Origin of the sequence: Pseudoalteromonas sp. XI10, from assembly GCF_001469895.1 — a bacterium.
In the GTDB taxonomy this organism is placed as follows: Bacteria; Pseudomonadota; Gammaproteobacteria; order Enterobacterales; family Alteromonadaceae; genus Pseudoalteromonas.
In genome coordinates this window covers 119,008-143,508 of record NZ_LOPY01000050.1, presented here as the reverse complement: position 1 = coordinate 143,508, position 24,501 = coordinate 119,008, and the positions used below count along the sequence as shown (strand labels likewise).

The following is a 24,501-nucleotide window of genomic DNA, read 5'->3' as shown; positions in this document are numbered from 1 at the left end:
TTGTTGATTGCATTAATGTTGTTGTATCACTGTTGTTTAAGAAATGACTTCTCTCAATTATCTATTGGTCTATTAGACTAAGGTGGAATGGGTAGTTAAATCGCATCTAACCTAACATTGGACTAGATTATAGAAGGCAATTTCGAAGTTTTTTGTTAAATGACAAGATATACAACTAAGGTCTAATACTTTCAGGGGCTTTGCTGAGTGATCCTTGAAGCAGGCCGTAGGCAAGTAATTAAAATGGAGACGACAACAATGTCAGAAAGTATCTATCCAGTACCAGCGCATATCAAGAATGCAGCACTAGTTGATAACGATAAGTATAATACACTGTACAAGCAATCTATTGATGACCCTGAAGGATTTTGGCGAGAGCACGGTAAACGCCTTGATTGGTCAACTCCTTATAACAAAGTAAAGAACACCTCATTCGACAAAGGTCATATCAGTATTCGCTGGTATGAAGACGGCCAACTTAACGCATCTTACAACTGTATTGACCGCCACCTTGCCACTAAAGCCGATAAAACAGCCCTCATTTGGGAAGGCGACAACCCTGAACACAACGAAAATATTAGCTACCAACAGCTTCACGACGAAGTAGCTAAACTGGCCAACGGCCTTAAAAAATTAGGCGTATCAAAAGGTGACCGTGTTGCTATTTATATGCCAATGACACCGCAGGCTATTTACGCTATGCAAGCGTGTGCGCGTATTGGTGCTATTCACTCTGTAGTATTTGGTGGTTTCTCTCCATCAGCGATTGCTGACCGAATTAATGACTCAGGCGCTAAAGTGGTAATTACTTCAGACGAAGGTCGCCGTGCTGGCAACTGCGTACCACTTAAAGCAAATGTTGATGAAGCGGTATCACAAGACTCAGTAACCACCGTTGAGCACGTTATTGTTCATCAGCTTACGGGTGGTGAAGTTGAATGGAATAGTCATGATGTTTGGTGGCATGAGCTTGTCGCTGACTTACCGGCTGAGTGCGAACCAGAGCCAATGAATGCAGAAGATCCACTTTTCATTCTTTATACTTCAGGCTCAACGGGTCAACCAAAAGGTGTGGTTCATACTACCGGTGGTTACCTTGTTTATGCATCGATGACACATGAATATGTGTTTGATCTTAAAGAAGACGATATTTTCTGGTGTAGTGCCGATGTGGGCTGGATCACAGGTCACAGCTACATTGCTTATGGCCCATTAGTGAATGGCTGCACGCAAGTCGTATTTGAAGGTGTACCAACTTACCCAACAGCGGGTCGTATGGGTGAAGTGATTGATAAGCACAACGTGACTATCCTTTACACAGCACCAACTGCTATTCGTGCTTTAATGGCGAAAGGCGATGAGCCAACAGCGACTTCAACTCGTAACAGCCTTCGTGTTATGGGTTCTGTAGGTGAGCCAATTAACCCAGAAGCGTGGGCATGGTATTACGAGCATATTGGTAACGAAAACTGCCCAATCGTAGATACCTGGTGGCAAACAGAGACTGGTGGCATCATGATCACACCATTACCAGGTGCGACAGATATGAAGCCTGGCTCAGCAACACGTCCATTCTTTGGTATTGCACCAGCACTATTTGATGCTGAGGGTAATACACTAGAAGGCGCGGTTGACGGTAACCTTGTTATTTTAGATAGCTGGCCATCACAAGCACGTACAGTTTATGGCGACCATGAACGCTTTGAACAAACCTATTTTTCAGCATACCCAGGCGTGTACTTCACAGGTGATGGTTGTCGTCGTGATGAAGATGGCTACTACTGGATCACAGGCCGTGTAGATGACGTACTTAACGTATCAGGTCACCGCCTAGGTACTGCAGAAATCGAAAGTGCATTGGTTGCTCACGAAGCAGTAGCAGAAGCTGCAGTAGTAGGTTACCCACATGATATTAAAGGTCAGGGCATCTATGTTTACATCACTCCAAATGAGGGGATTGTAGTAAGCGATGAACTAACAAAAGAGGTACGTAACTGGGTTCGTAAAGAATTAAGCCCAATTGCTTCACCAGATATGATCCAATGGTCTCCAGGTTTACCGAAAACTCGTTCTGGTAAGATCATGCGTCGAATTTTACGTAAAATTGCGGCAAATGAGCACCAACAGCTTGGAGATACTTCTACATTAGCCGATCCGAGCGTTGTTGATGAGCTAATCGAAAACCGATTAAATCGTTAAAATCGCGTTAAAAACTTGATTAGAAGTTGATTCTAAACGTAGTATATCGGCTGTCACTTAGAAATAGGTGTCAGCCGAATTTATTAGGAGTGAACCATGAGTCAGTTTTTAATAGCGGACGATCATCCGTTATTTCGTGAAGCGCTGAAAGGGGCATTGAGTGCTAAGTTCGCTGATTTAGAAGTGTTTGAATCGGAAAACTTTGATACCACCTTGCAGGTGCTGAGCGAGCAAGAAGATCTTGATATCTTACTACTAGACCTTCACATGCCAGGTAATGGCGATTTATACGGCCTTATTCGCATTCGCGAAGACTATCCAAGCTTACCAATAGCTGTTGTTTCTGGCAGCGAAGACATCAATGTAGTTTCTAAAGTAATGGGTTATGGTGCGATGGGATTTATTCCTAAATCATCTTCATCAGATGATATTGCGCTAGCAATTAACCACATTCTTGAAGGCGATGTTTGGCTTCCACTTGAGCTTAAAGATAAAGTGGCTGCCGTAGATGGCGAAGACAAGGAAATTGCAGCGCAAGTGGCTTCACTGACGCCGCAGCAATACAAGGTGTTGCAATACTTACACGAAGGCTTGTTAAACAAACAGATTGCTTACGAGTTACATATCTCTGAAGCAACAGTCAAAGCACACATTACAGCAATTTTTAGAAAGCTAGGTGTGTATAACCGTACTCAAGCGGTATTAATTGCCTCTAAGTTACAATTAGAGCCTATTGAGTCGGCATAACAAAAGATAATAAAAACAATAAAGAGGCCATTCAGCCTCTTCATTTTATTGTTTAAGCGAACACCACGGTTCGATTACCATTGATAAACAGTTTATGTTCAGATGCGAGTTGCAGCGCTTTGCAGAACACTGTTTTCTCAACATCTTTACCCATTTTTGCCATCATCTCTGCGGTATCAGCATGACTGACATGCGTCACATCTTGTAAAATAATCGGCCCTTCATCGAGCTCATTATTAACAAAGTGAGCGGTCGCACCAATAATTTTTACACCGCGCTCAAATGCCTGATGGTAAGGCTTTGCACCAATAAAGGCAGGCAAAAATGAATGGTGAATATTAATAATTTTACCTTCAAAGCGCGCCACAAATTCAGGGCTTAAAATACGCATATATTTAGCAAGGCCGATGATATCAGGCTGGTAGCTGGCAATTAAATCACCAACTTGTTGATCATGCTCCGCACGGCTTAAGCCTTCGTGCGATACCACATGAAATGGCACATCAAAGCCTGCAGCCAGTGGCGCTAAGTCGGCGTAGTTGGCAATCACAGCCAGTACTTCGATGTTTAAGGCTTTTTCGAATTGCTTTAGTAATACACCACCTAAACAGTGCGCTTCTTTGGTGGCAAGCAATACCACTTTCGTTTTTTCGCTGTTGTGCAGGGCAAGCTCTGCGCCATCAGGAAGTAGCTCAGCAAGACTTGGTAAAAAGTCCTCTGAAATAACGCCGCTTAACTCTGTACGCATAAAAAAGCGTTTAGCATCTTTATCTACAAATTCGTTATTACGTGTAATGTTTAAATTATGCTGATGACAAAGGCCGGTGATCTTGGCAATTAGACCAACATCATCATCGCATTGTGTGGTTAAAATCGTGTTCATAGTCCTCATTCTAATCCCGTTTGTGTGAACACCATTATTTGCTAATTTTTTTGTGCTGCATAGCGCAAATTTAACTATCTAATAATTTATCTGATTTGATTGTATAAGCGCCTAAAATGTAATCATTATTTACTTTTCGTGTAAAATTAAGCTGCTTTCACTATAAATGTGATTTTCTGTCCATAATTATGATTAATTAAGTGCTTTTCTACATCATTTCCTACACTTTTTAACCTTATCGTAAGTAACTGTAAGTGAAGGTAATAGTTTGTAAAACATAGAATTTTTTCGCACTATTCGAGTCAGAATGGGGTATTACAAACAATAAGGAAAAAATTCCATGAAAAGCACTCTGCTTAAAACAATTGTTGCCTCAAGTTTGCTTTCGGTACTGGCTGCCTGTTCAAGCGATGACAGTAGCAGTAGCAACAGTGGCTATGTGCAACTGTACAACGGCTCTTACAACAGCCCATACACGCGTTTATTTGTTGATGACACTGAACGTTCGGGGGCAGATTTTGGTGATGTATCAACTCGTCATAACTACAGTTCGGGGGAGTATGATCTCAGTTTTGAATATGTTGATGCCAACGATAGTTATATCACCATCGACGAAGAAACCATCAAAATTAAAAATGATCAAACTCAGTTGCTAGTAATGAATGGTGATTTTGCTGAACCAATTTTTACTGAGCTCAGTGTGCCGACGTCAAGCGATGAAGATGAATTCAATGTTGGCTTTTTTAATATCGTTGGTGAAGATAACCTTTACGATGTATACGTTGCTACTGATGACGGGTTATTTGATACCGCTGAGCTATTAATGACTTCGCAATACCTCGTTGAGCCAGAATTAGCGACGCTTGAGGAAGGTTATTACACTATTTATATTACCGCTAGCGGCAGCACTGATGTGATTTTTGAATCACCAACCGTGTACTTTAATGATGAAGCAACGTACATGGCGATGATCCGCCCAAGTTATGCAACAGAAGAAGATGGCATTACGCTTGATGTCGTGACGGCTAGTAGCTCAGTAACACAACTAAACCACCAGGACGCGCAAGGTCAGCTGCGTTTTATCAATACCATCGATGATTACACGCAAACCCAGTTTAAAGTAACCCGAGGCACAACGGCGACCAACACCGAAGTTGTTAGCAACGATAGTTACTCTGAATATATGAGCATGTCACCAAATAGTTATAGCGTCGCTATGTTAGATGAAGCGGGTGACACGATTGTTGATAACTTCTTAATGACATTAGAGCGTGAGCAAAGTGCGGTTGGTCTTTTCTACAATGATAAAGATTACGGGCCTCGTATGATGACCATTGAAGAAAACCTAACTCCAAGCAGCTACAGCCACGCAGTTACTGTGGTTAACTTAATTGATAGTTATGCAGGGCAAGAGATTGACGAAGTTGATGTGTACTTCACCCTCAATGGTGAAACGGTTGAAGATACCAGCAATGTTGTTGAAGGGTTAGATCAATACGACCAACAAGAACAGGTGGTTGATAACGAAGTTTATACAACCTATGTGGTCTATGAAGACAATGGTCAACAGATTGTGCTCTTGCAACAAAGCGATATGGATTTTACCGAAGAAGGTAACTATATCTTAGTGATTGAACACGATGAAACCACAGACTCAGGTTTTAAAATGACCTTAGAGCGTACGGTGACTGAACAGTCTTAACTGGCTAAAACGCAATATCGTTGTTTATTTACTCTTGCTAAGTGTTTATTGTATAAACAATTAAGGCTTTTGCTTTTTTGTTTAAAGCGTACACAAGGAGAGAGTATGGATGGCGGTATTGCGTTACTAGTATTACTAGCACTAGTTGTTGTAGGTGGCTCAATTGCGGGTATTTTTGCCTTTTTTCAACTCTCTAGTTTAAAGCGAGAAGTAGCTGCTCTTCGAGTCAAACTTAACGCGACATATAGTCATCATCCACAAGCAAATCCTGCAAACCAGTTTGATAATTCAAACGACGATCTGACTGACACAGCAAAATTTGAACCAGAGCCTGTAATCATTAGTAAGCCGATAGAGGCTATCCCTAAAAAGCCAGAGCAAACAAAACCCAAGCCTGCGACTTTAAATCCGCTAGTAAGCCAACTCGTTACACAAATCAAAGCCAATTGGTTAACTTGGGTAGGAGCGGTTGCACTTGCCTTTGGCGGTATCTTTTTAGCTCGCTATTCACTGGAGGCAGGCTTATTATCCGAAACCATGCGACTCACGCTTGGCGCTATTTTTGGTTTGAGCTTAATTGTTGCGGCGGAGGTTTTACATCGTAAAGGTATTATTTTTGATGGGTTTAGCAACTATATTCCCGCGGCGCTGGCAAGTGGCGGCTTTATTAGTTGTTTTGCATTGACTTTGCTGGCCTACAGCCATTATGGCTTACTGCAGGCTTTACCTGCATTTAGCATTTTAACCTTAGTTTCTATAGCAGCCAGCTGGATGGCACTGCGTTTTGGTCCTGTGCTTGCGGTCATTGGTATTATTGGCGCCTACAGTGTGCCGGTTTGGGTCAATACCGGGAGCAATGACTTTATAGCACTGCTAACCTATGTTGCGTTTGTCAGTGTATCGGCTTCGCTAGTCGCGCATTACGTAAAACGGCATTGGTTGTGGTATCTGTTATGGGCAGGTCATTTAGGCTGGTATTACTTAGTTGCGATGAGTGCAGCTAAAAACCTGCATTGGTTTATTAATCTTTATGCTCTATTTAGCATCGTATTGTTAATTGCGATTCCGCGTCTCGGACTGAGTATTAAGCAAATTGAACACCGCCCACACCGCTTTAAAACGCTACTGAAAAAACTGCCCGACAACCCTCTGTTGATAGCTGTAGTCGTGCCACTTTACCTTTTACTCATCAGTCATAATGATCTGCTTACTTGGCAGCTTAGTATATTGTCGTTAGTGGCTTTACTGTTATTTTTGGTATTAAAAAACAGTGCATGGGATCACTGGCTGATACTAGCTGTCGTCAGTGTAATGTGTTTGCTTACAGGGCAATATAATGCTGTTGACTACTCTGAGCAGCTTTTTGTATTTCGGCAAAATTATGGAGCAGGGCTGTTTTTTATTGCTTTGTTTGCGGGTTATGGGTTTTTGTTTGGTCGTAAATACCCCAAACGCTTAGGTTTTGCTTTACTCGCTTCACTTTCAAGTTTTGTGATTATTAGTTGCTTATATGTCATCACTCCCGATCATGCCTTGATGACGGCGTATCCGGTTTGGTGCTTTGTATTATTGGCTCTGTCTGCTTGGTTATTTAAGTTATCAGTCAATAGCACAAATCCAATGCGGGTATTTAGTTACTGGCTTGGCGGCAATGCCAATATTAGCTTAGCGTTAACCATGCTATTAGAAGGTAGCAGTTTAACCTTGGCGCTTGCTGCGCAAGTGCTGTTGATCAGTTTTTATGTCAATAAACAGTCACTCAGCATTCCTACTTGGCCGATTAAGGGTTTAGTTGGCGCTTTACTTGTTAGGTTAAGCTTTGCACCTTGGTCAGCTGATTACAGTGATGCGTTGCTGCTCGGTGTGCACTGGAGTTTGGTTGTGTACCCAGTATGCGCTTGCTTATTTTACTTGGCAGCGAGGCACTGGCAGCAGCAATCTGTTCGGGTGTGGTTAGAAGGTGCAACGCTTCATTGCATTGCTTTATTTATTACCACAGAGACGAGCTATCAGTTGGTGGGGCACTACCCAGACTTTGAGAACTTGTCTGTGTATGAGCATATTTTATTAACCTGTAACTGGGGTATATTAGGTTGTGTTTATTTACTGCGTTCACGCTTTACTGCGCAATTAGCTAAGCTCTATCAAGTAGCAGGTTTTGCGTTATTAACATTGAGTGGCTTACTAGTACTTAAAAGCTTTACCGCTGTAAATCCGTTTTTTGAGCCGATAAATATAGGCAGTTGGCCGATTATTAACTGGTTACTATTACTTTGGTTAGTCCCCGCCTGTATTGCAATTTGGGCAAGCCAACTGACTAAATCTCAGCACTATTTACAAAAGCTGTTTACAGCACTTGCAGCTGTGATGAGTGTTTTATATATCAATGCGGAAATTCGCCATAACTGGCAAGGCGAGTTTATAAATATTGCTTTGCCAACCTCAGATGCCGAGCTTTACAGTTATTCTTTAGTTTGGCTTGTTATAGGTGCCTTGGTGGTTGTGGTGGGGCAGTTAAGAACCATTACGGTATTACAAAAGTTCGGCCTTGGTTTATTGGCGCTGGTGGTGTTAAAAGTGTTCTTGATTGATATGGCAAACTTAACTGGATTACTTCGAGCTATTTCGTTTATCGGCTTAGGCTTGTCGTTAGTGGCACTTAGCTGGTTGTTCCAAAAATTTAAGGCAAAGCCTGCAGCTTTGCCTTAAGTGGTATTGTTAAGCACTGTGGTTAAGCAGTGCTTTGAGTTTTGCGGGCTTAACGGGTTTACTAAGGTAATGAATTTGCTCTTCTTTGGTTTGCTGTTTTAGGGCTTCATCACGCACCGCTGTGATTAAAATGGCTGGCACTGGGCTTTGCCAAATTTCTCTTAGGGTTTTAATAAGCGTTATGCCATCGCAATCATGACCCAACTGGTAATCCATTAAGATCACATCGGGCGCTCGGTGCTCTTTGGCATAGGCCATCACGGTTTCAACTTGATCAAAGAGCTGATAATTGGCCTGCCACTTTTGCAATAGGCTTGCCATGGCATTAAGGTTCTCAGGGTCATCATCCACTGCAATAATGTTCATCGCACTTCGATTCTCAACCCCTTTTTTAGGTGCCTCTTTTTGTTGAATAAATTGGCTTTCACCATAAGGTACTTCAATACTAAAGCGACTACCTTTGCCAGGCGTTGAACTTACATCTAAACGTAAAGAGAGTAAGTCGGCCATTCGTTTTACAACTCCTAAGCCAAGGCCAACCCCTTTGTTATCACCGGCTTCAATACGGTAAAAGTCATTGAAGATTTTCGCTTGCTCTACTTCTGTAATGCCGGGGCCTGTGTCCCATACTTCAATCCGTAAATGATGTTTGCGTTTGCGACAAGCAATTAAAACTCGGCCACTATCAGTGTATTTAACCGCATTTGACACCAAGTTTTGAATAATTCGTCGTAAGTAAGTGATATCACTGTGAACGATAACTCCTTTTGAGCGCACTGTCAGTTTTAAGCCTTTTTCGCTCGACATAATGGCGTATTCATTTTTCAGTGGGGCAAGTATGTCATCAATACTAAAGTGACGTGGGGTAGGGGTCATTGCCCCTTGCTCGAGCTTGGCAATTTCTAACAGCGCCGACATCAAATGCACCGTTGAATCTAAGCTTGCACCCAGCTTTTCAAAGTTATTTAAGTTGTTGCTCGAAAGGGTTTTATCATCAATAGCTGCAAGGTATAGGCGCGCCGCATTCAGCGGTTGTAAAATATCGTGGCTTGCTAAGGCTAAAAATCGCGTTTTACTGTCATTAGCTTGTTCTGCCTCTTTTTTCGCTAAAGTAAGTGCTTGCTCAGTTTGTACTCGGCTATCGATTTGTGCTTGTAAATCTTTATTGATAGTACGGATTTCTTGAGTACGTGCTTCAATGCGGTTTTCAAGATCCATGTTTACTTCTTCAAGCGCATTTTGCGTTTCGATATGCGTGGTAATATCAGAGAAACTTGTCACAAAGCCGCCATCAGGCAGTGGGTTACCAATCATTTCGAACACTTGGCCATTACGGCGGTGGCGAATAAAGTGATGGGGCGTACCGTTTTTAAGGTGCTGTACACGCTTTTCTACATGACGTTCAACCTCGCCCGGGCCACACTCCCCGCGCTCGGCATTATATCTAAGTACATCTTCAATTGGTTGGCCTACTTCGAGAAAGTCATCTGGGTAAGCAAACATCTCTGCGTAGCGCTTATTCCACGCCACTAAATTAAGCTCTTTATCAACAACCGAAATACCATGGCTGAGGTTTTCGAGAGAGGTAAATAATAAGTTTTGATTAAATTGCAGGGCTTGTGTGGTTTCATCAAAAAAGTTAACCACTTCTTCAAAGGCCATGCGTTTACCTGAGGCAACCGTGTGGATCAGCGCTTGTGCTGAAGAAGCGCCAAGTACACCGGTTAAGGCGCGCTCACAATAAGCAATAAACTCGGGTTCTGGGTGCGCGTTGTTATCATCTAAGTTATGCGATAACGCAAAATGAGCAAGTACTTGCTGCGAGCGCTGAACACCTAGAAAGGTTTGTAGCAGTACTTTAAAGTCGTAAACAGTGGCTTTTACGTTTTTATTTAAGCGTCTGGCGAATACCGCTTGCTCTTTTGGATTTACAAAGGCAGCTGCTTGAATTTTATCAATTAAACGTTCATCTGCACCGAGCGAAAAACTTATGTAACAGCCAATATTGGCAAATAAGGCGATTAGAGTACCACGAGTAATAAGTGTTTGTTGCAGCTCTGCATTTAAGGTATTGCCTGCATCTAAAATTGGCAGCATTAAGAATAAGATCCAGCAAATAAAGCCTGCTAATAACCCGGCATAAACCCCATAAGCATGGCCTTTTCGCCAGTATAAGCCGCCAACAATAGCTGGGAGTAATTGCGATACCAAAGAAAAGGCCACTAAACCCATACTAGCCAGTGCTTTACCATGGCCAAACCATTGCTGGTAGAAATACGACAAAATCAAAATGCCAGCAATTGTGAAGCGTCTCACTAACAGGATTTGCGACTTATAGCTGCTAGTAATGAGGTTACGTTTAAACTTACGACGCAGCATTAACGGCAACACTACATCGTTTGAAATCATGGTACTGAGCGTGAGTGTGGCTACAACAATCATTGCCGTAGCCGCTGATAGACCGCCGATAAATACAAAGGTCGTTAAAAAGGCGTTTTCGTGCATCAGCGGTAGGGCTAATACAAAACTATCTGGTGAGAAGCCACTGCCAATGCCTGGGTGAATAGCTGCCGTTGCAATAGGGAAAATCATTGCTGCAGTTAGTAACAAATACAGGGGGAATGCCCAGCGGGCTGTATAAAGGTGTCGTTTATCTTGGTTATCGACCACAGTTACGTGGAATTGCCTTGGTAAACAGATGATGGCTGCTGCTGCCATTAATGACTGGCCGATAAAGTTAAAGCTAAAAAAGTCGAAGTTCTGCCAATGTTGCCAAATAGAGCCCGTTAGCTGCTCGGTTTGCACCGTAGTTAAATTAAATAATGTGTATAAAGCAAGCCCAGCAACGGCCACCAAAGCCAGTAACTTAATCATAGATTCAAAGGCGACAGCGAGCATTAGCCCTGAGCGATATTCGGTTACATCGACTTTACGAGTACCGAAGAATATCGCAAACATCGCCATAATGAGTGTCGCCGAAAGGGCCAACATAGAGCCAGAAATACGATCGTCGTTTTGTAGCAGTAAGAAGCTGCTACTCAGTGCTTTTAATTGCAGTGCGATATAAGGAATAGTCGCCAATAAAGCGATAATTGTCACCATAATGGCGGTGGTTTGCCGTTTACCATAGCGAGCTGAAATAAAGTCGGCGATGGTCGTGATATTTTGCTTTTTACTGACCAGTACTAATTTACGTAAAAACCCTTGGCCGAAGAAAAAAAGCAACGCAGGGCCAATTAAAATAGGTAAGTAATTCCAACTGCTGGTGGCTGCTGTACCAACTGAACCATAGTAGGTCCAAGACGTACAGTAAATCCCTAATGAAAAAGAATAAACAAATGGGTGGTGACTAATTCTTTTAGCAAGAGGAGTGGTTTTGTCTCCCCAATTTGCCAACCAAAACAACACGCCAATATAGGCGAGTGCAACAAATAAAAGCGCAGCTGTCATGTTTAAATTCAGTAATTATTGTAATAACACTACCTTACCAGAATTATGCGCGATTTCGATGGCAAGATTTTTTGCAATAATAATTAATAAAACGCAAGTTATTGATAATTAATAAATAGTGGTGTTTTATGCATCTTTATTAGACTAATGTCGCAGATCATTCGTTTTTACTATTTTCGTTATTTCGTAAATTTATCTTTGTAGGTTAAGTTATTGTTAAATATTGTTTTTTACCATCTGTTAACAAATGGTGTTTTGCAGTTTACGTAAACGTAAGCTGGCTGTTACGACTATGGTCTCAATTCCATAAATCAGAACCCTTGCTAACTTAGTTAATGACAACTAATACCACTCATTACTTTCTTGTAATGCATAAGGGGATAAAAAATGGCTTTTAAAGATGAAGAACAAGCAAAAGCTTATTGGGCGGAAAACCTCGCACTGCTATTTAAATTATTAGCAATTTGGTTTGTCGTGTCATTTGGCTTCGGCATTTTACTGGTAGACGTACTTAACGAGATACGTTTCTTTGGGTTTAAACTCGGCTTCTGGTTCTCCCAGCAAGGCGCTATTTACACCTTTGTTGCTTTGATTTTTGTTTACGTTTTCAAAATGAATACGTTAGATAAAAAATACGGCGTAGACGAATAGGAGCTAAGCAATGGATGTTCAAACACTCACGTTTATTATCGTCGGTTTAAGCTTTGCGCTTTATATCGGCATCGCAATCTGGGCTCGTGCTGGGTCTACAAATGAATTCTATGTTGCTGGTGGTGGTGTACCGCCGCTAGCAAATGGTATGGCAACCGCTGCTGACTGGATGAGTGCGGCATCGTTTATCTCAATGGCGGGTATTATCTCGTTTGCGGGTTATGACGGTGGTGTATATCTAATGGGTTGGACAGGTGGTTATGTACTACTTGCACTTTGTTTAGCTCCTTACCTACGTAAGTTCGGTAAGTTCACGGTGCCAGATTTCATCGGTGACCGTTACTACTCACAAGCTGCACGTATTGTTGCAATTTTATGTGCCATCTTTATCTGTTTCACATATATCGCAGGTCAAATGCGTGGTGTAGGTGTGGTTTTCTCTCGCTTCTTAGAAGTAGATATTGAGACCGGTGTTTACATTGGTATGGTGATTGTATTCTTCTACGCTGTATTAGGCGGTATGAAGGGGATTACTTACACGCAAGTAGCTCAGTACTGTGTACTAGTATTTGCTTACCTTGTTCCAGCAATCTTCATTTCAATGATGATGACAGGTCACTTCTTCCCACAAACAGGTTTTGGTGCAACGCTTAGCGATGGCTCAGGACAGTTTGTACTCGATAAACTAGATGGGCTCAGTACGGAGCTTGGCTTTGCGCAGTACACCGAAGGCTCGAAGAGCATGATTGATGTATTCGCAATCACAGGCGCGCTAATGGTTGGTACTGCAGGTTTACCGCACGTAATCGTTCGTTTCTTCACTGTTCCACGTGTTAAAGACACGCGTATCTCAGCTGCATGGACACTTGTTTTCATTGCAGTTGTTTATACAACCGCACCAGCTGTAGCGTCATTCGCTCGTGTAAACATGATTGATACAATTAACGGTAAAGACGGTAGCGGTACAGAGTACGCAGAAGCACCAGCTTGGGTTAAAAACTGGGAAAGAACAGGCCTAATCACCTTTAATGATAAAAATGGTGACGGCAAAATGTTCTACTCAGCAGGTAAGATTGATGATCCAAACAGCGCAAACGAAGTTAAAGTTGACCGCGACATCATGGTACTTGCAAACCCAGAGATTGCAGACTTACCAGCATGGGTGATTGCATTAGTAGCAGCAGGTGGTATCGCAGCAGCGCTATCAACAACAGCAGGCTTACTATTGGTGATCTCGACCTCGGTATCGCATGACTTATTAAAACGTACCTTAAAACCAGATATAAGTGACAAACAAGAGCTACTTGCAGCGCGCTTAGCTGCGATGATAGCGATTGTGATTTCAGCTTACTTTGGTATTAACCCGCCAGGATTCGTGGCTTCGGTTGTTGCCTTCGCCTTCGGCTTAGCAGCGGCGAGCTTCTTCCCAGCCATCATTATGGGTATCTTCTCTAAGAAGATGAATAAAGAAGGTGCGATTGCGGGTATGGTGACAGGTATTACATTCACAGCGGCTTATATTATCTACTTCAAGTTCGTAAGCCCTGAATTGAATGCACCTGCAAACTGGTTATTTGGTATTTCACCTGAGGGTATCGGTCTAGTCGGTATGATTGTTAACTTTGTGGTTGCAGCTATCGTACTTAAACTAACGGCTGAAACACCAGTTGAAATCCAAGAAATGGTTGAAGGTATCCGTAACCCTAAAGGTTCGAGCGCAGCACACGCGCACTAATAAAACCATTTTATAAGAACACACTCTTGAAGTTCAAAAGCCCGACTTAAGTCGGGCTTTTTATTTATTTCAAACAGGGGTAGTGTAGATATTGTCTCTATTTTATAGCGAGAATGACCATGAATACCGAGCAACAGGAAGTCGCCCAATTTGTGATGCAGCAAACGCCATTTAATCAGCTAGATGGCGCTGCTAGTGAGTATTTTGTAAACCATCTCGATATTATTTACCTAACCCGTGAGAATCAAAATCAGTGGTTAAGTTCGGATAATCTAAGATTATTTTTAATTCGCTCTGGCGATTATGATTTAGTCGACCCAAAAGGCGATGTGATCACTAAGTTATCGAGTGGTGATTACTTTGGTTTTCCTTCACTGTTAACTGGCGAAGCGATTCAAAATAGCATTTCAGTGCAAAAGGAAGGCATTGTTTACATGCTAAACCAAGCGGCATTTGATTACTTACGCCGTGAGTATAAAGTGTTTGAGCAATACTTTGTTCGCGCCCACAAAAACCGTTTATTGTCGTCTCATTATAAAAGTCAAAACGACAGTTGGTCGGAGAAGAAAATTTGCGAATTGATGAATCGCAAAGCCGTTACCTTGGCACCAGATGCAAGTATTCGTCAAACCGCTAAAAAAATGAAACAACAGGGTGTTTCGTCGATTATGCTAACTGAACATGATCGCCTCGTTGGGGTTGTCACCGACAGAGACTTGCGCAATCGCGTATTGGCCGATGAGGTTGACCCACAAGAGTCAGTTAGTAGCATCATGACGTGTAAACCCAAGTTTATTTTTGAAAATAACCGCGTGTTTTCGGCGCTGCACTTAATGCTTAAGCACAATATTCACCATTTACCAGTGCTTGATGAACATCACAAACCGCTTGGTATGCTCACCAGTACTGATTTACTGCGTCAGCAAAAAAGCGACCCAGTACAATTGATTGGGCGAATATACAAAGCGCACAGCGTGGTTGATTTAAAGCGATATTCGCAAGAGATACCTGGCTTGTTAAAAGGCTTTTCAAACAATATTGATGATATCTCTTTGATTGGTAAATTATTAAGTGGCTTAACTGATGCACTGACTTCGCGTTTGATCCGTTTGTTTCAAGAAGATAATGGCGCGGCACCAACAAGCTTTAGTTTTATTTGTTTTGGTTCACAAGCAAGGGAAGAGCAAACGCTGCATTCAGACCAAGATAATGGCCTGTTGCTACCTGATGATTTAACAGAAGAACAACAAGATTACTTTAAGCGCATGGGCGAGTACGTCTGTGAGCATTTAATTGAGTGCGGTATAAAACGTTGCCCTGGCAATATTATGGCGAGCAATGCAGCGTGTCGAATGGGCATTAACGATTGGACAGAAAAGTTTCATAAGTGGATCACCTCACCTACACCTGAGGCGATGCTCAATTGTAAGATATTTTTTGATTTACGCTTTATTGAAGGCTCAACCACCTTATATGCGCGCTTTTGTGAGCAGCTAAAGCGCATTTCTAAAAATGACTTATTCTATGCAGCTATGGCCAGCGACATTAAAAATACGCCAGTGCCCATTGGTTTGTTTAATCAATTTAAATTAGAAACTGACGAAAAACAGCATAAGTACCTCGACTTAAAAAAACGTGGTGTGGTGATCATCAACGACATAGTACGTTTATATTCCCTTAAAGCGGGTATTCAGCGCGCTAATACGCAAGAGCGTATTGATGCGTTAATGAAATTTTCGCTACTCAACAAAGATGACTTATATAACCTAAAAGACTGTTGGCGTTTTTTAACCCAGCTGCGTTTAGGTACGCAAATTAACGAAGAGGGATTGCCTAGCAACTGTATTAACCCAAATGCGTTGAATTCATTGGAGCGACATCAATTAAAAGAAGCATTTTATTTGGTTAAACAGGCACAGCAAGCGGCCGCATTTAAGTTTGCTCGTGGTAGTTTATAGGAGGCGTGATGGTTAAACGCTGGTTAAGTCGGTATTTAGCGCGTAAGCAACTTTTGGCAGCCGATGCCTATAAAGAGCGCTACGTAGTGATAGACATGGAATTAACGGGCCTTGACCCTCGTCAGCACGAAATTGTCTCGGTGGCGTGGGTAATGATTGAAGATCAGTGCATTAAGCTCAGCGGTGCGCAGCACTTAATAAATAAAGACGTGCAAAGCTTAGAGCAAAGCCCGATTTATCACGGTATTGCAAAACAAGATATAGATACAGGTGAAAGCCTCGAAAGGATTCTTGGTAAGCTGCATCAGCATTTTGGTGAGTGTATTTTAGTGTTTCATAACGCGGCACTTGATTGGGGGTTTTTAAAACAGGCGTGCAGAACGCTTGGCTTAGATGCAAAAGCGCGTTTAATTCTTGATACCTTTGTTATTGAAAAAAAACGCCTGCACCAGCAAGGCCACGAAATTGGCCACGATGATTTAACACTTAGCGAATGCCGTAAACGCTACAACTTACCGCATTACAGCTCGCACCATGCCCTTACTGATGCCATGGCAACGGCCGAGTTATTTTTAGCCCAATGTCATCAAATTAGTCGTGGTAAGGCATTGAAAGTAGGGGAGCTATTGTGAATCAGTTAGAATTAAAAATTCCTCCTGTCGCGCTGCTGTTGATCATTGCGTTGATGATGTGGGGCATAGCAGACTTGTTTATGAGTTTTAGCCTCTCGTTTTTCGCATCATCTTTTGTAGCACTACTCATTGCATTTTTAGGTGTGGTGTTTGCTTTATTAGGTGTTTATCAATTTCGTAAGCAAGGTACGACTGTTGACCCTCGAATTCCTGAAAAGTCAGCGAGTCTTGTTACAAGTGGTGTTTATCAATTTAGCCGTAACCCAATGTATGTCGGTATGTTATTAATGCTAGTTGGTTGGGGAATTTATCTTGGTAATATTGCGAGTTTTATTATGCTGCCGGTATTTATTATTTATATGAACCGATTTCAAATTATGCCAGAAGAAACGTTTATGGCAGAGAAGTTTGGGTCAGCTTACCAGCAATACCAAAAATCTGTTCGTCGTTGGCTATAAAGGAATACAGAAAGCTATATGAGGTCGCTAAAGCAGTTTTACTTACCTTGCCTTCTTATAAAAATGTCTAAGGTCGATTACCAAAACTGCGCCATCTAAAACATACTAAGCAATTTTTATTTTGGCTGACCTCTTATAAAAACTCTTCAGGTCGATTACAATACCGCCATCTAAAAGGCAGCTGCCTTTATCTGCAAGCAAATAGAGTGGATTTTCTTCTTCATGGCAATCAAACTTGCAATTAATGGTTTTGGTCGAATCGGGCGCAATATCGTCCGTGCTCTGTATGAATCAGGGCTTGAAGATCAAATCAAAATTGTCGCTATTAACGAATTAGCCGACCCTAAGGGCATTGCCCATCTCCTTAAATACGATACATCTCACGGCCGCTTTTCATTTCCAGTTAATCTTGGCGAAGATACTTTAACGGTTGCTAACGACTCTATAGCCTTATTTGCAGAAGAAAACCCTGCAGAACTGCCTTGGCAAACTCTTGATGTTGATGTGGTTCTTGAATGTACTGGGGTGTATCACTCTCGTGAACATGCAGAACTACACTTAGCTGCTGGTGCAAAAAAAGTATTGTTTTCACAGCCTGCAGATGCTGATGTTGATGCCACAATTGTGTATGGTATTAACGATGATGAGCTAAAAGCTGAACATACGATTGTTTCAAACGGTTCATGTACCACAAACTGTATTGTGCCAGTGATTAAAGTGCTGGATGACGCATTTTCGATTGAATCTGGGGCTATTACAACGATTCATGCCTCGATGCATGATCAGCAAGTGATTGATGCGTATCATCATGATTTACGTCGTACTCGCGCTGCAAGCCAGTCTATTATTCCAGTGGATACAAAGCTTGCTCGTGGTATTGAGCGTATTTTGCCTAAGTTTCATAGTCGCTTTGAAGCCATTGCTGTTAGGGTACCAACTATCAATGTGACGGCGATGGATTTAAGTGTAACAGTGAATACCGATGTGAATTTAGCGACTGTCAATCAAGCACTTAAGTTAGCTGCAAAAGACCGCCTTGACGGTATTTTAAGCTACACAGAAGAGCCATTGGTATCGGTAGATTTTAATCATGACCCACATTCTTGTATCATAGATGGCACTCAGACACGTGTTAGTCATAAACGACTGATAAAGTTGTTAGTGTGGTGCGATAATGAGTGGGGCTTTGCGAATCGTATGCTCGACACTGCGCGTGCGATGATGGCTGTAAGCCAATAATTTATAAATATAATATTAGTATCGTTAACTAAGGAGAAGTCCATGTCGGTCATTAAAATGGCAGATTTAGATTTAAACGGCAAACGCGTGTTAATTCGTGAAGATTTAAATGTGCCTGTAAAAGAAGGTAAAGTGACCTCTGATGCGCGTATTCGTGCAGCATTACCAACTATCAAATTAGCGTTAGAAAAAGGCGCTAAAGTAATGGTGATGTCACACCTTGGCCGCCCTACGGAAGGGGAATATGAAGAAGCGTTCTCACTTGCCCCTGTGGTTAATTATTTAAATGATGCCCTTGAGCAAACAGTTCGTCTTGAAAAAGACTACCTAGAAGGCGTAGACGTTGCTGATAACGAAGTGGTTGTTTTCGAAAACGTGCGTTTTAACGCTGGCGAAAAGAAAAACGACGAAGCACTGTCTAAAAAACTAGCTGCATTATGTGATGTTTACGTAATGGACGCATTTGGTACGGCTCACCGTGCACAAGCATCGACTCACGGTGTGGGTTTATTTGCTGATGTTGCATGTGCAGGTCCACTACTTGCGGCAGAGCTAGACGCACTAGGTAAAGCGCTTGATAACCCAGCTCGTCCTTTGGTTGCTATCGTTGGTGGCTCTAAAGTATCGACTAAGTTAACTGTACTTGATTCACTTTCGAAAGTGGTTGATCAACTTGTAACGGGTGGTGGTATCGCTAATACCTTCATCGCAGCGGCAGGTCACCCAGTAGGTAAATCTTTATTTGAAGCTGATTTAATTGATGAAGCAAATAAATTAAGTGCTGCGGCAAAAGCTAATAACGGTGAAATCCCGGTACCAACTGATGTTGTTGTAGGTAATGAGTTCTCTGAGTCTGCAGTGGCAACATTAAAAGATGTGAATGAAGTAACAGACGAAGACATGATCTTCGATATTGGTCCTGATACAGCAAACCAATTAGCAAAAATCATTGCTAATGCGGGCACTGTTGTATGGAATGGTCCAGTTGGTGTATTTGAATTTGACCAATTTGGTAACGGCACACGTGCTATTGCTGATGCGATTGCTAACTCAAGTGCATTCTCGATTGCTGGTGGCGGTGATACGCTTGCAGCGATTGATAAATACGGCATTGCCGATAAAGTTTCTTACATTTCAACCGGTGGTGGTGCTTTCCTTGAATTTTTAGAAGGGAAAAAATTACCAGCAGTTGCTATGCTTGAAGAACGTGCTAAGTAATTAGTGCGTATGCCAGCGTAGTTATTAGGTAATTACGCTGGTTTAGCTGTTAATAAAATACCTCTCACCCTCGTTTTATTTACAGCTGTTACGGTAGGCGCGAGCTTTTCGTGATGCAGTGATGCATCAAAAAAATAACTTATCCGTTCAAACTAGATAGTAGGGAACTACTGTCGATACAATTTGGAGAATACCAAATGGCTTTAATCAGTATGCGACAACTTCTTGATCATGCAGCTGAAAATGGTTACGGCGTACCTGCGTTTAACGTTAATAACCAAGAGCAAATGCGTGCAATTATGGAAGCGGCTGACAAAACGAACAGCCCGGTAATTGTACAAGGTTCAGCAGGCGCACGTGCCTATGCTGGTGCCCCTTTTATTCGTCATATGATTTTAGCAGCCGTTGAAGAATGGCCTCATATCCCAGTTGTAATGCACCAAGACCACGGTACTTCACCAGGTGTATGTCAGCGCTCAATCCAGTTAGGCTTTTCATCAGTTATGATGGATGGCTCTTTAATGTCTGATGGTAAAACTCCTTCAAGCTACGAATACAATGTTGATGTAACACGTCAAACAGTTGAAATGGCACATGCTTGTGGTGTGTCTGTTGAAGGCGAGTTAGGTGTTTTAGGTTCACTGGAAACAGGTGAAGCAGGTGAAGAAGACGGCGTTGGTGCAGAAGGTAAATTGTCTACTGATCAAATGCTAACAGATCCTGAAGAAGCCGCTGATTTCGTTAGTAAAACTAAGGTTGATGCACTTGCTATCGCTTGTGGTACATCACATGGCGCGTACAAATTTACTCGTCCACCAACAGACGATATCTTAGCGATTGATCGCATTAAAGAAATCCACGCGCGTATTCCTAACACACACTTAGTAATGCATGGTTCTTCTTCTGTTCCACAAGAATGGTTAGAAGTGATTAACCAATACGGTGGCGAAATCCCTGAAACGTATGGCGTGCCAGTAGAGCAGATCATCGAAGGTATTAAATATGGTGTTCGTAAAGTTAATATCGATACCGATCTTCGTTTAGCATCAACAGGTGCAATTCGTCGTCACTTATCTTTAAACCCAGCTAACTTTGATCCACGTAAATACTTAGCTGAAGCAACGAAAGCAATGACAGAGATCTGTGTTGCTCGCTACGAAGCATTTGGTACGGCAGGTCAAGCAGGTAAGATCAAGCCTATCTCTTTAGATGATATGCATCTTAAATACTTATCAGGTGAACTTGATCCACAAATCAAGTAATTGATAGTAAATTGAAAAAAGCCGGCTTTATGCCGGTTTTTTTATATGATTCGATCAAGGCGGATCAGCGATATACTTACTCGTGTTTTTCAGGATCACTGTTTTACTAACCTTAGCTTTCACGGATCATTATTTTACTAGTTGTATACTGATCACAGGCTTTTCTTTGCTCATCTTTTAAACGAATTGCTGAGCGCCTTAACATTAAATCAACAAGTTATCTTATTCTCTAAGTAAAAAACTGATCTGAAGTTGATCTTCTTAGTAAAAACCTGATCCTGATCTGATTAAGTTGGTAGATCAGTGATCCGTGATTTTTATGTGAAATATCTCCTCCTCGCCTTGACCAAAAGCCCTTTATGTTCGATTTTTAAGTTATTGCTTAAATTGAGGATCGCTACCATGAATAAACCTGCCATGATGTTGTCGAGCTTTGCAATGTGCATTATTTCTTTTCATAGTGCTGCCGAAGCTGTAGATGTGTATGGTCGGGCCCATTTAGGGGTTGCTAATAGCGACACTGGCGATGGTAATGAAACTTCTATTGAGAGCTATAACTCACGTATGGGGATCAGAGGCAGCGGTGAAATAAGTGATGGTTTAAAAGCCGTATATAAGTTTGAATTTGCAGTAAATGCGGCTGATCAAGATAGCGATGGTAAAACAGAAGAGAATATTACCGCTCGTAATCAATATGTTGGTCTACAAGGCAGTTATGGGCAGGTAGTGCTTGGTCGACACGATACCGCGTTAAAAAAATCGCAAGGTAAGGTTGATTTAATGAACGACTTTAATGGTGATGTTAAAGCTTTGTTCAATGGTGAAAATCGCCTTGGCGATGTGGTTCATTATAGTTCGCCAATTGTCGGCAATATGCAATTTGTGGTCACTTACATTGCTGAAGATAACTCCAAACAGGATGAAGAAACCGGTGTTTCTGCGGCATTTATGTATGGTGATAGTAAATTTAAGAAAACGCCTTACTTTGTTAGTGTTGCCCACGACAGTAAAGTAGCCGGTTATGATACAACGCGGTTTACGGCGCAAGGTAAATTAGGCGATTTAACCTTAGGCGGTATGTATCAACAAAGCGAAAAAGTTACAGGTTCCGATAAAGAAGATGGCTTTTTAGTGAGCGCATCTTACAAAATCGATAAATATAAATTATTGGCGCAATACCAAGATACTGATGGCAGCTTTGGTAAGTTGAAAGATTCAGGGAGTGGTACTTCTATTGGGGTTGAACGAAGCCTGTCAAAACAAGCACGTATGTATATGTGGTATACGCAATTTTCACTAGATAATAATGATGATGAAGATCATCTTGCAGTCACTTTAAGGTATGACTTTTAATCCGAAATTTACTATTTAAGCGTAAAAAATAGCTATTTTTGCATTGATTCTTTTGCGCTTTTTCAATTACTCGTTAGACTTTCATAAAAATGTCATACTTAGTCATAATAATGAAACCAGTTCGCTAACGAAAGAGATAAATTGGAATGTCACGTAAAGTACTAGTCGTCGATGACGAAGCGCCTATCAGAGAGATGCTGGTTTTTGTTTTAGAGCAAAATGGTTTTCAAGCAATTGAAGCAGAAGATTATGACTCTGCGATTGAAGCTATGGTTGAACCATACCCAGATATGGTTTTATTAGATTGGATGTTACCTGGTGGTAGCGGTATTCAAATTGCTAAGAAATTTAAGCAAAACGAATATACTCGTCAGATCCCTATCATTATGCTGACTGCTCGCGGTGAAGAAGAAGACAAAGTACGCGGCCTTGAAGTAGGTGCTGATGATTACGTAACCAAACCATTTTCTCCTAAAGAATTAATGGCGCGCATTAAAGCGGTTATTCGCCGTGTTTCACCAACCTCATTAGAAGAAGCCATTGAAGTTCATGGCTTACGCCTTGACCCAATCTCACACCGTGTAACATCAGAAGGTAGTGAATTAGATATGGGGCCTACTGAATTTAGATTACTACATTTCTTCATGACGCATCCTGAACGTGTTTACAGCCGTGAACAATTACTTGATCATGTATGGGGAACAAATGTATATGTAGAAGACCGTACTGTTGATGTACATATTCGTCGTCTACGTAAAGCGATTGCACCATTAGGGCATGACCGTTTAGTGCAAACCGTTCGCGGTGCAGGCTATCGTTTTTCAAGTAAATTATAAGTGTCATAGCAATGACCTTAACAAGCTAATTTACATACTTAAGGTAAAGTGAGTGTATGTATCGAGTAGTGAATAAACAGGCGTTAGCAAAACGCCTGTTTATGTATTTCTTACCCTTGTTATTAGTTGGCGTACTTGTAGGTGCGCCTTTTTTGCTTTTATTTTTAGGCTCTTTTGCACTTTTAATTTGGCATTATCATCAATTATATCGCCTCAGTGATTGGCTCCTTAATCAACGTAGTTTTAACCCACCCGAAGGGGAGGGGGCGTGGGAACAAGTCTTTGAAGGGATCTATCATTTACAACACCGCAACCGCAAAAAACGCAATGAATTGGCAGACTTAATACGCCGCTTTCGTGACGGCGCCGAGGCTGTGCCTGATGCGGTTGTCGTATTACAAAAAGATCTTAGCATTATTTGGTGTAACCAATTGGCTTTAAAGGTTTTAGGGTTACAGTGGCCTACCGATCATGGACAACGCTTAGATAATCTTATTCGCGATCCTAAGTTTGCAAAGTACATGCATAAAGCCTGTTTCGATGAACCGCTCGAGCTTGACGGTGGCCACAGCTACGATCAAACCTTAGAGTTTCGTGTTATGCCCTATGCAAGTTCACAGTTGATGATGGTGGTGCGTGATGTTACTCGCTTAAAGCAACTTGAGCAGATGCGTAAAGACTTTGTGGCCAATGTTTCTCATGAGCTGAGAACACCGCTTACTGTGGTAACCGGTTACTTAGAGATGCTTGATTCAGATAGCTTACCACCTCCTGCAATGTGGCAAAAAGCGCAAACAACCATGCTTGAGCAATGTAAGCGTATGGATAGCTTGGTCAATCAATTACTGTCTTTGTCGCGTATTGAAGGGGCACGTCGTCAAGATAACGATAAGCCTGTCAATGTACCGCAGCTACTTACCTATATTCAAACCGAAGCACAGTCATTAAACCAGGACAAAGGCCATGAGCTTATTTTTAATGTTGATGCGAGCTTAGACATTAAAGGGGCCGAAGACGAATTACGTAGTGCCTTTTCTAACCTTGTTTTTAATGCCATTCATTACACCAAGCCAGGTGGCAAGATTGTGGTTGATTGGCAGCTTAAAAATAACCAAGCCGCATTTAGTGTGACTGATAATGGTGATGGTATTGCCGCAGAGCATATTAACCGTTTAACCGAGCGTTTTTATCGTGTAGATAAAGCTCGTAGCCGTACGACAGGTGGGTCTGGGCTAGGTTTAGCAATTACAAAACATGTACTTACAAGGCATGATAGTCGTTTAGATATCAGCAGTAAATTAGGACAAGGCTCGACCTTTGCGTTTGCATTTGGTAGCGAAAAAGTCGTGCGTATTGCAGGTAATACCAAAAAAACTGCAAAGTCATAAAAATGTCATTTAAGGGTAATCTAACTGTCATCTAGTGTCATTAGAGTAGACCGCAGTTAGGAAATGGGACGAACAAATCGG

The 24,501-nt window shown here is 41.8% G+C and carries 17 protein-coding genes; 15 read left to right on the top strand and 2 right to left on the bottom strand.

The genetic code is table 11. The annotated features are described in order from the left end of the window. The first annotated feature begins 258 nt into the window (after window positions 1–258). Window positions 259–2,199, top strand: a complete 1,941-nt coding sequence (acs, locus tag AUR67_RS14115; protein WP_058585765.1) for an acetate--CoA ligase — start codon at window positions 259–261, stop codon at window positions 2,197–2,199. Between the two features lie 96 nt (window positions 2,200–2,295). Beyond that, window positions 2,296–2,946 (top strand): response regulator transcription factor, encoded by a 651-nt coding sequence (locus tag AUR67_RS14110; protein ID WP_054551155.1) that lies wholly within the window; start codon window positions 2,296–2,298, stop codon window positions 2,944–2,946. A gap of 52 nt (window positions 2,947–2,998) precedes the next feature. Here AUR67_RS14110 and purU read toward each other — a convergent pair whose 3' ends face one another. After that, entirely contained in the window at window positions 2,999–3,829 is an 831-nt protein-coding gene (gene purU / locus AUR67_RS14105) for a formyltetrahydrofolate deformylase (RefSeq protein ID WP_058585764.1), read from the bottom strand. Between the two features lie 340 nt (window positions 3,830–4,169). On the opposite strand from purU, the gene AUR67_RS14100 reads away from it, so the two are divergent. Both AUR67_RS14100 and AUR67_RS14095 read left to right on the top strand, forming a co-directional pair. Next, window positions 4,170–5,531: a hypothetical protein gene (locus AUR67_RS14100; protein WP_058585763.1), complete on the top strand. Its 1,362-nt coding sequence runs from the start codon at window positions 4,170–4,172 to the stop codon at window positions 5,529–5,531. Between the two features lie 105 nt (window positions 5,532–5,636). After that, on the top strand, window positions 5,637–8,240 hold the full coding sequence (locus tag AUR67_RS14095; protein ID WP_058585762.1) for a DUF2339 domain-containing protein: 2,604 nt from the start codon (window positions 5,637–5,639) through the stop codon (window positions 8,238–8,240). Window positions 8,241–8,249: 9 nt separating this feature from the next. Here the strand turns inward: AUR67_RS14095 and AUR67_RS14090 are convergent, their stop codons facing one another. Continuing rightward, the gene (locus AUR67_RS14090; RefSeq protein WP_058585761.1) at window positions 8,250–11,690 is read right to left on the bottom strand and encodes a PAS-domain containing protein; all 3,441 of its coding nucleotides are present in this window, start codon (window positions 11,688–11,690) and stop codon (window positions 8,250–8,252) included. Window positions 11,691–12,077: 387 nt separating this feature from the next. Here AUR67_RS14090 and AUR67_RS14085 point away from each other — a divergent pair, with 387 nt between their 5' ends. From AUR67_RS14085 to phoR, 11 genes are all read left to right on the top strand, one after another. Continuing rightward, entirely contained in the window at window positions 12,078–12,341 is a 264-nt protein-coding gene (locus tag AUR67_RS14085; protein ID WP_054551160.1) for a DUF4212 domain-containing protein, read from the top strand. Between the two features lie 10 nt (window positions 12,342–12,351). Beyond that, a complete protein-coding gene (locus tag AUR67_RS14080; protein WP_058585760.1) occupies window positions 12,352–14,076 on the top strand; it encodes a sodium:solute symporter family protein in 1,725 nt (574 codons plus the stop codon). Window positions 14,077–14,195: 119 nt separating this feature from the next. Next, window positions 14,196–16,034 (top strand): DUF294 nucleotidyltransferase-like domain-containing protein, encoded by a 1,839-nt coding sequence (locus tag AUR67_RS14075; RefSeq protein WP_058585783.1) that lies wholly within the window; start codon window positions 14,196–14,198, stop codon window positions 16,032–16,034. Between the two features lie 8 nt (window positions 16,035–16,042). Then, on the top strand, window positions 16,043–16,666 hold the full coding sequence (locus AUR67_RS14070; protein ID WP_058585759.1) for a 3'-5' exonuclease: 624 nt from the start codon (window positions 16,043–16,045) through the stop codon (window positions 16,664–16,666). Then, window positions 16,663–17,124: a methyltransferase family protein gene (locus AUR67_RS14065; protein WP_058585758.1), complete on the top strand. Its 462-nt coding sequence runs from the start codon at window positions 16,663–16,665 to the stop codon at window positions 17,122–17,124. Before AUR67_RS14070 ends, AUR67_RS14065 begins: the two co-directional genes overlap by 4 nt. Before the next feature lie 222 nt (window positions 17,125–17,346). Next, window positions 17,347–18,363: an erythrose-4-phosphate dehydrogenase gene (gene epd, locus AUR67_RS14060; protein ID WP_054551164.1), complete on the top strand. Its 1,017-nt coding sequence runs from the start codon at window positions 17,347–17,349 to the stop codon at window positions 18,361–18,363. 42 nt (window positions 18,364–18,405) lie between these two features. Beyond that, a complete protein-coding gene (locus AUR67_RS14055) occupies window positions 18,406–19,581 on the top strand; it encodes a phosphoglycerate kinase (RefSeq protein WP_058585757.1) in 1,176 nt (391 codons plus the stop codon). A gap of 197 nt (window positions 19,582–19,778) precedes the next feature. Continuing rightward, a complete protein-coding gene (fba, locus tag AUR67_RS14050; protein ID WP_058585756.1) occupies window positions 19,779–20,843 on the top strand; it encodes a class II fructose-bisphosphate aldolase in 1,065 nt (354 codons plus the stop codon). A gap of 402 nt (window positions 20,844–21,245) precedes the next feature. Continuing rightward, the gene (locus tag AUR67_RS14045; RefSeq protein ID WP_058585755.1) at window positions 21,246–22,196 is read left to right on the top strand and encodes a porin; all 951 of its coding nucleotides are present in this window, start codon (window positions 21,246–21,248) and stop codon (window positions 22,194–22,196) included. 146 nt (window positions 22,197–22,342) lie between these two features. Beyond that, the gene (gene phoB / locus AUR67_RS14040) at window positions 22,343–23,032 is read left to right on the top strand and encodes a phosphate regulon transcriptional regulator PhoB (protein WP_054551169.1); all 690 of its coding nucleotides are present in this window, start codon (window positions 22,343–22,345) and stop codon (window positions 23,030–23,032) included. 56 nt (window positions 23,033–23,088) lie between these two features. Further along, the gene (gene phoR / locus AUR67_RS14035) at window positions 23,089–24,420 is read left to right on the top strand and encodes a phosphate regulon sensor histidine kinase PhoR (protein ID WP_058585754.1); all 1,332 of its coding nucleotides are present in this window, start codon (window positions 23,089–23,091) and stop codon (window positions 24,418–24,420) included. Window positions 24,421–24,501: the final 81 nt, after the last annotated feature.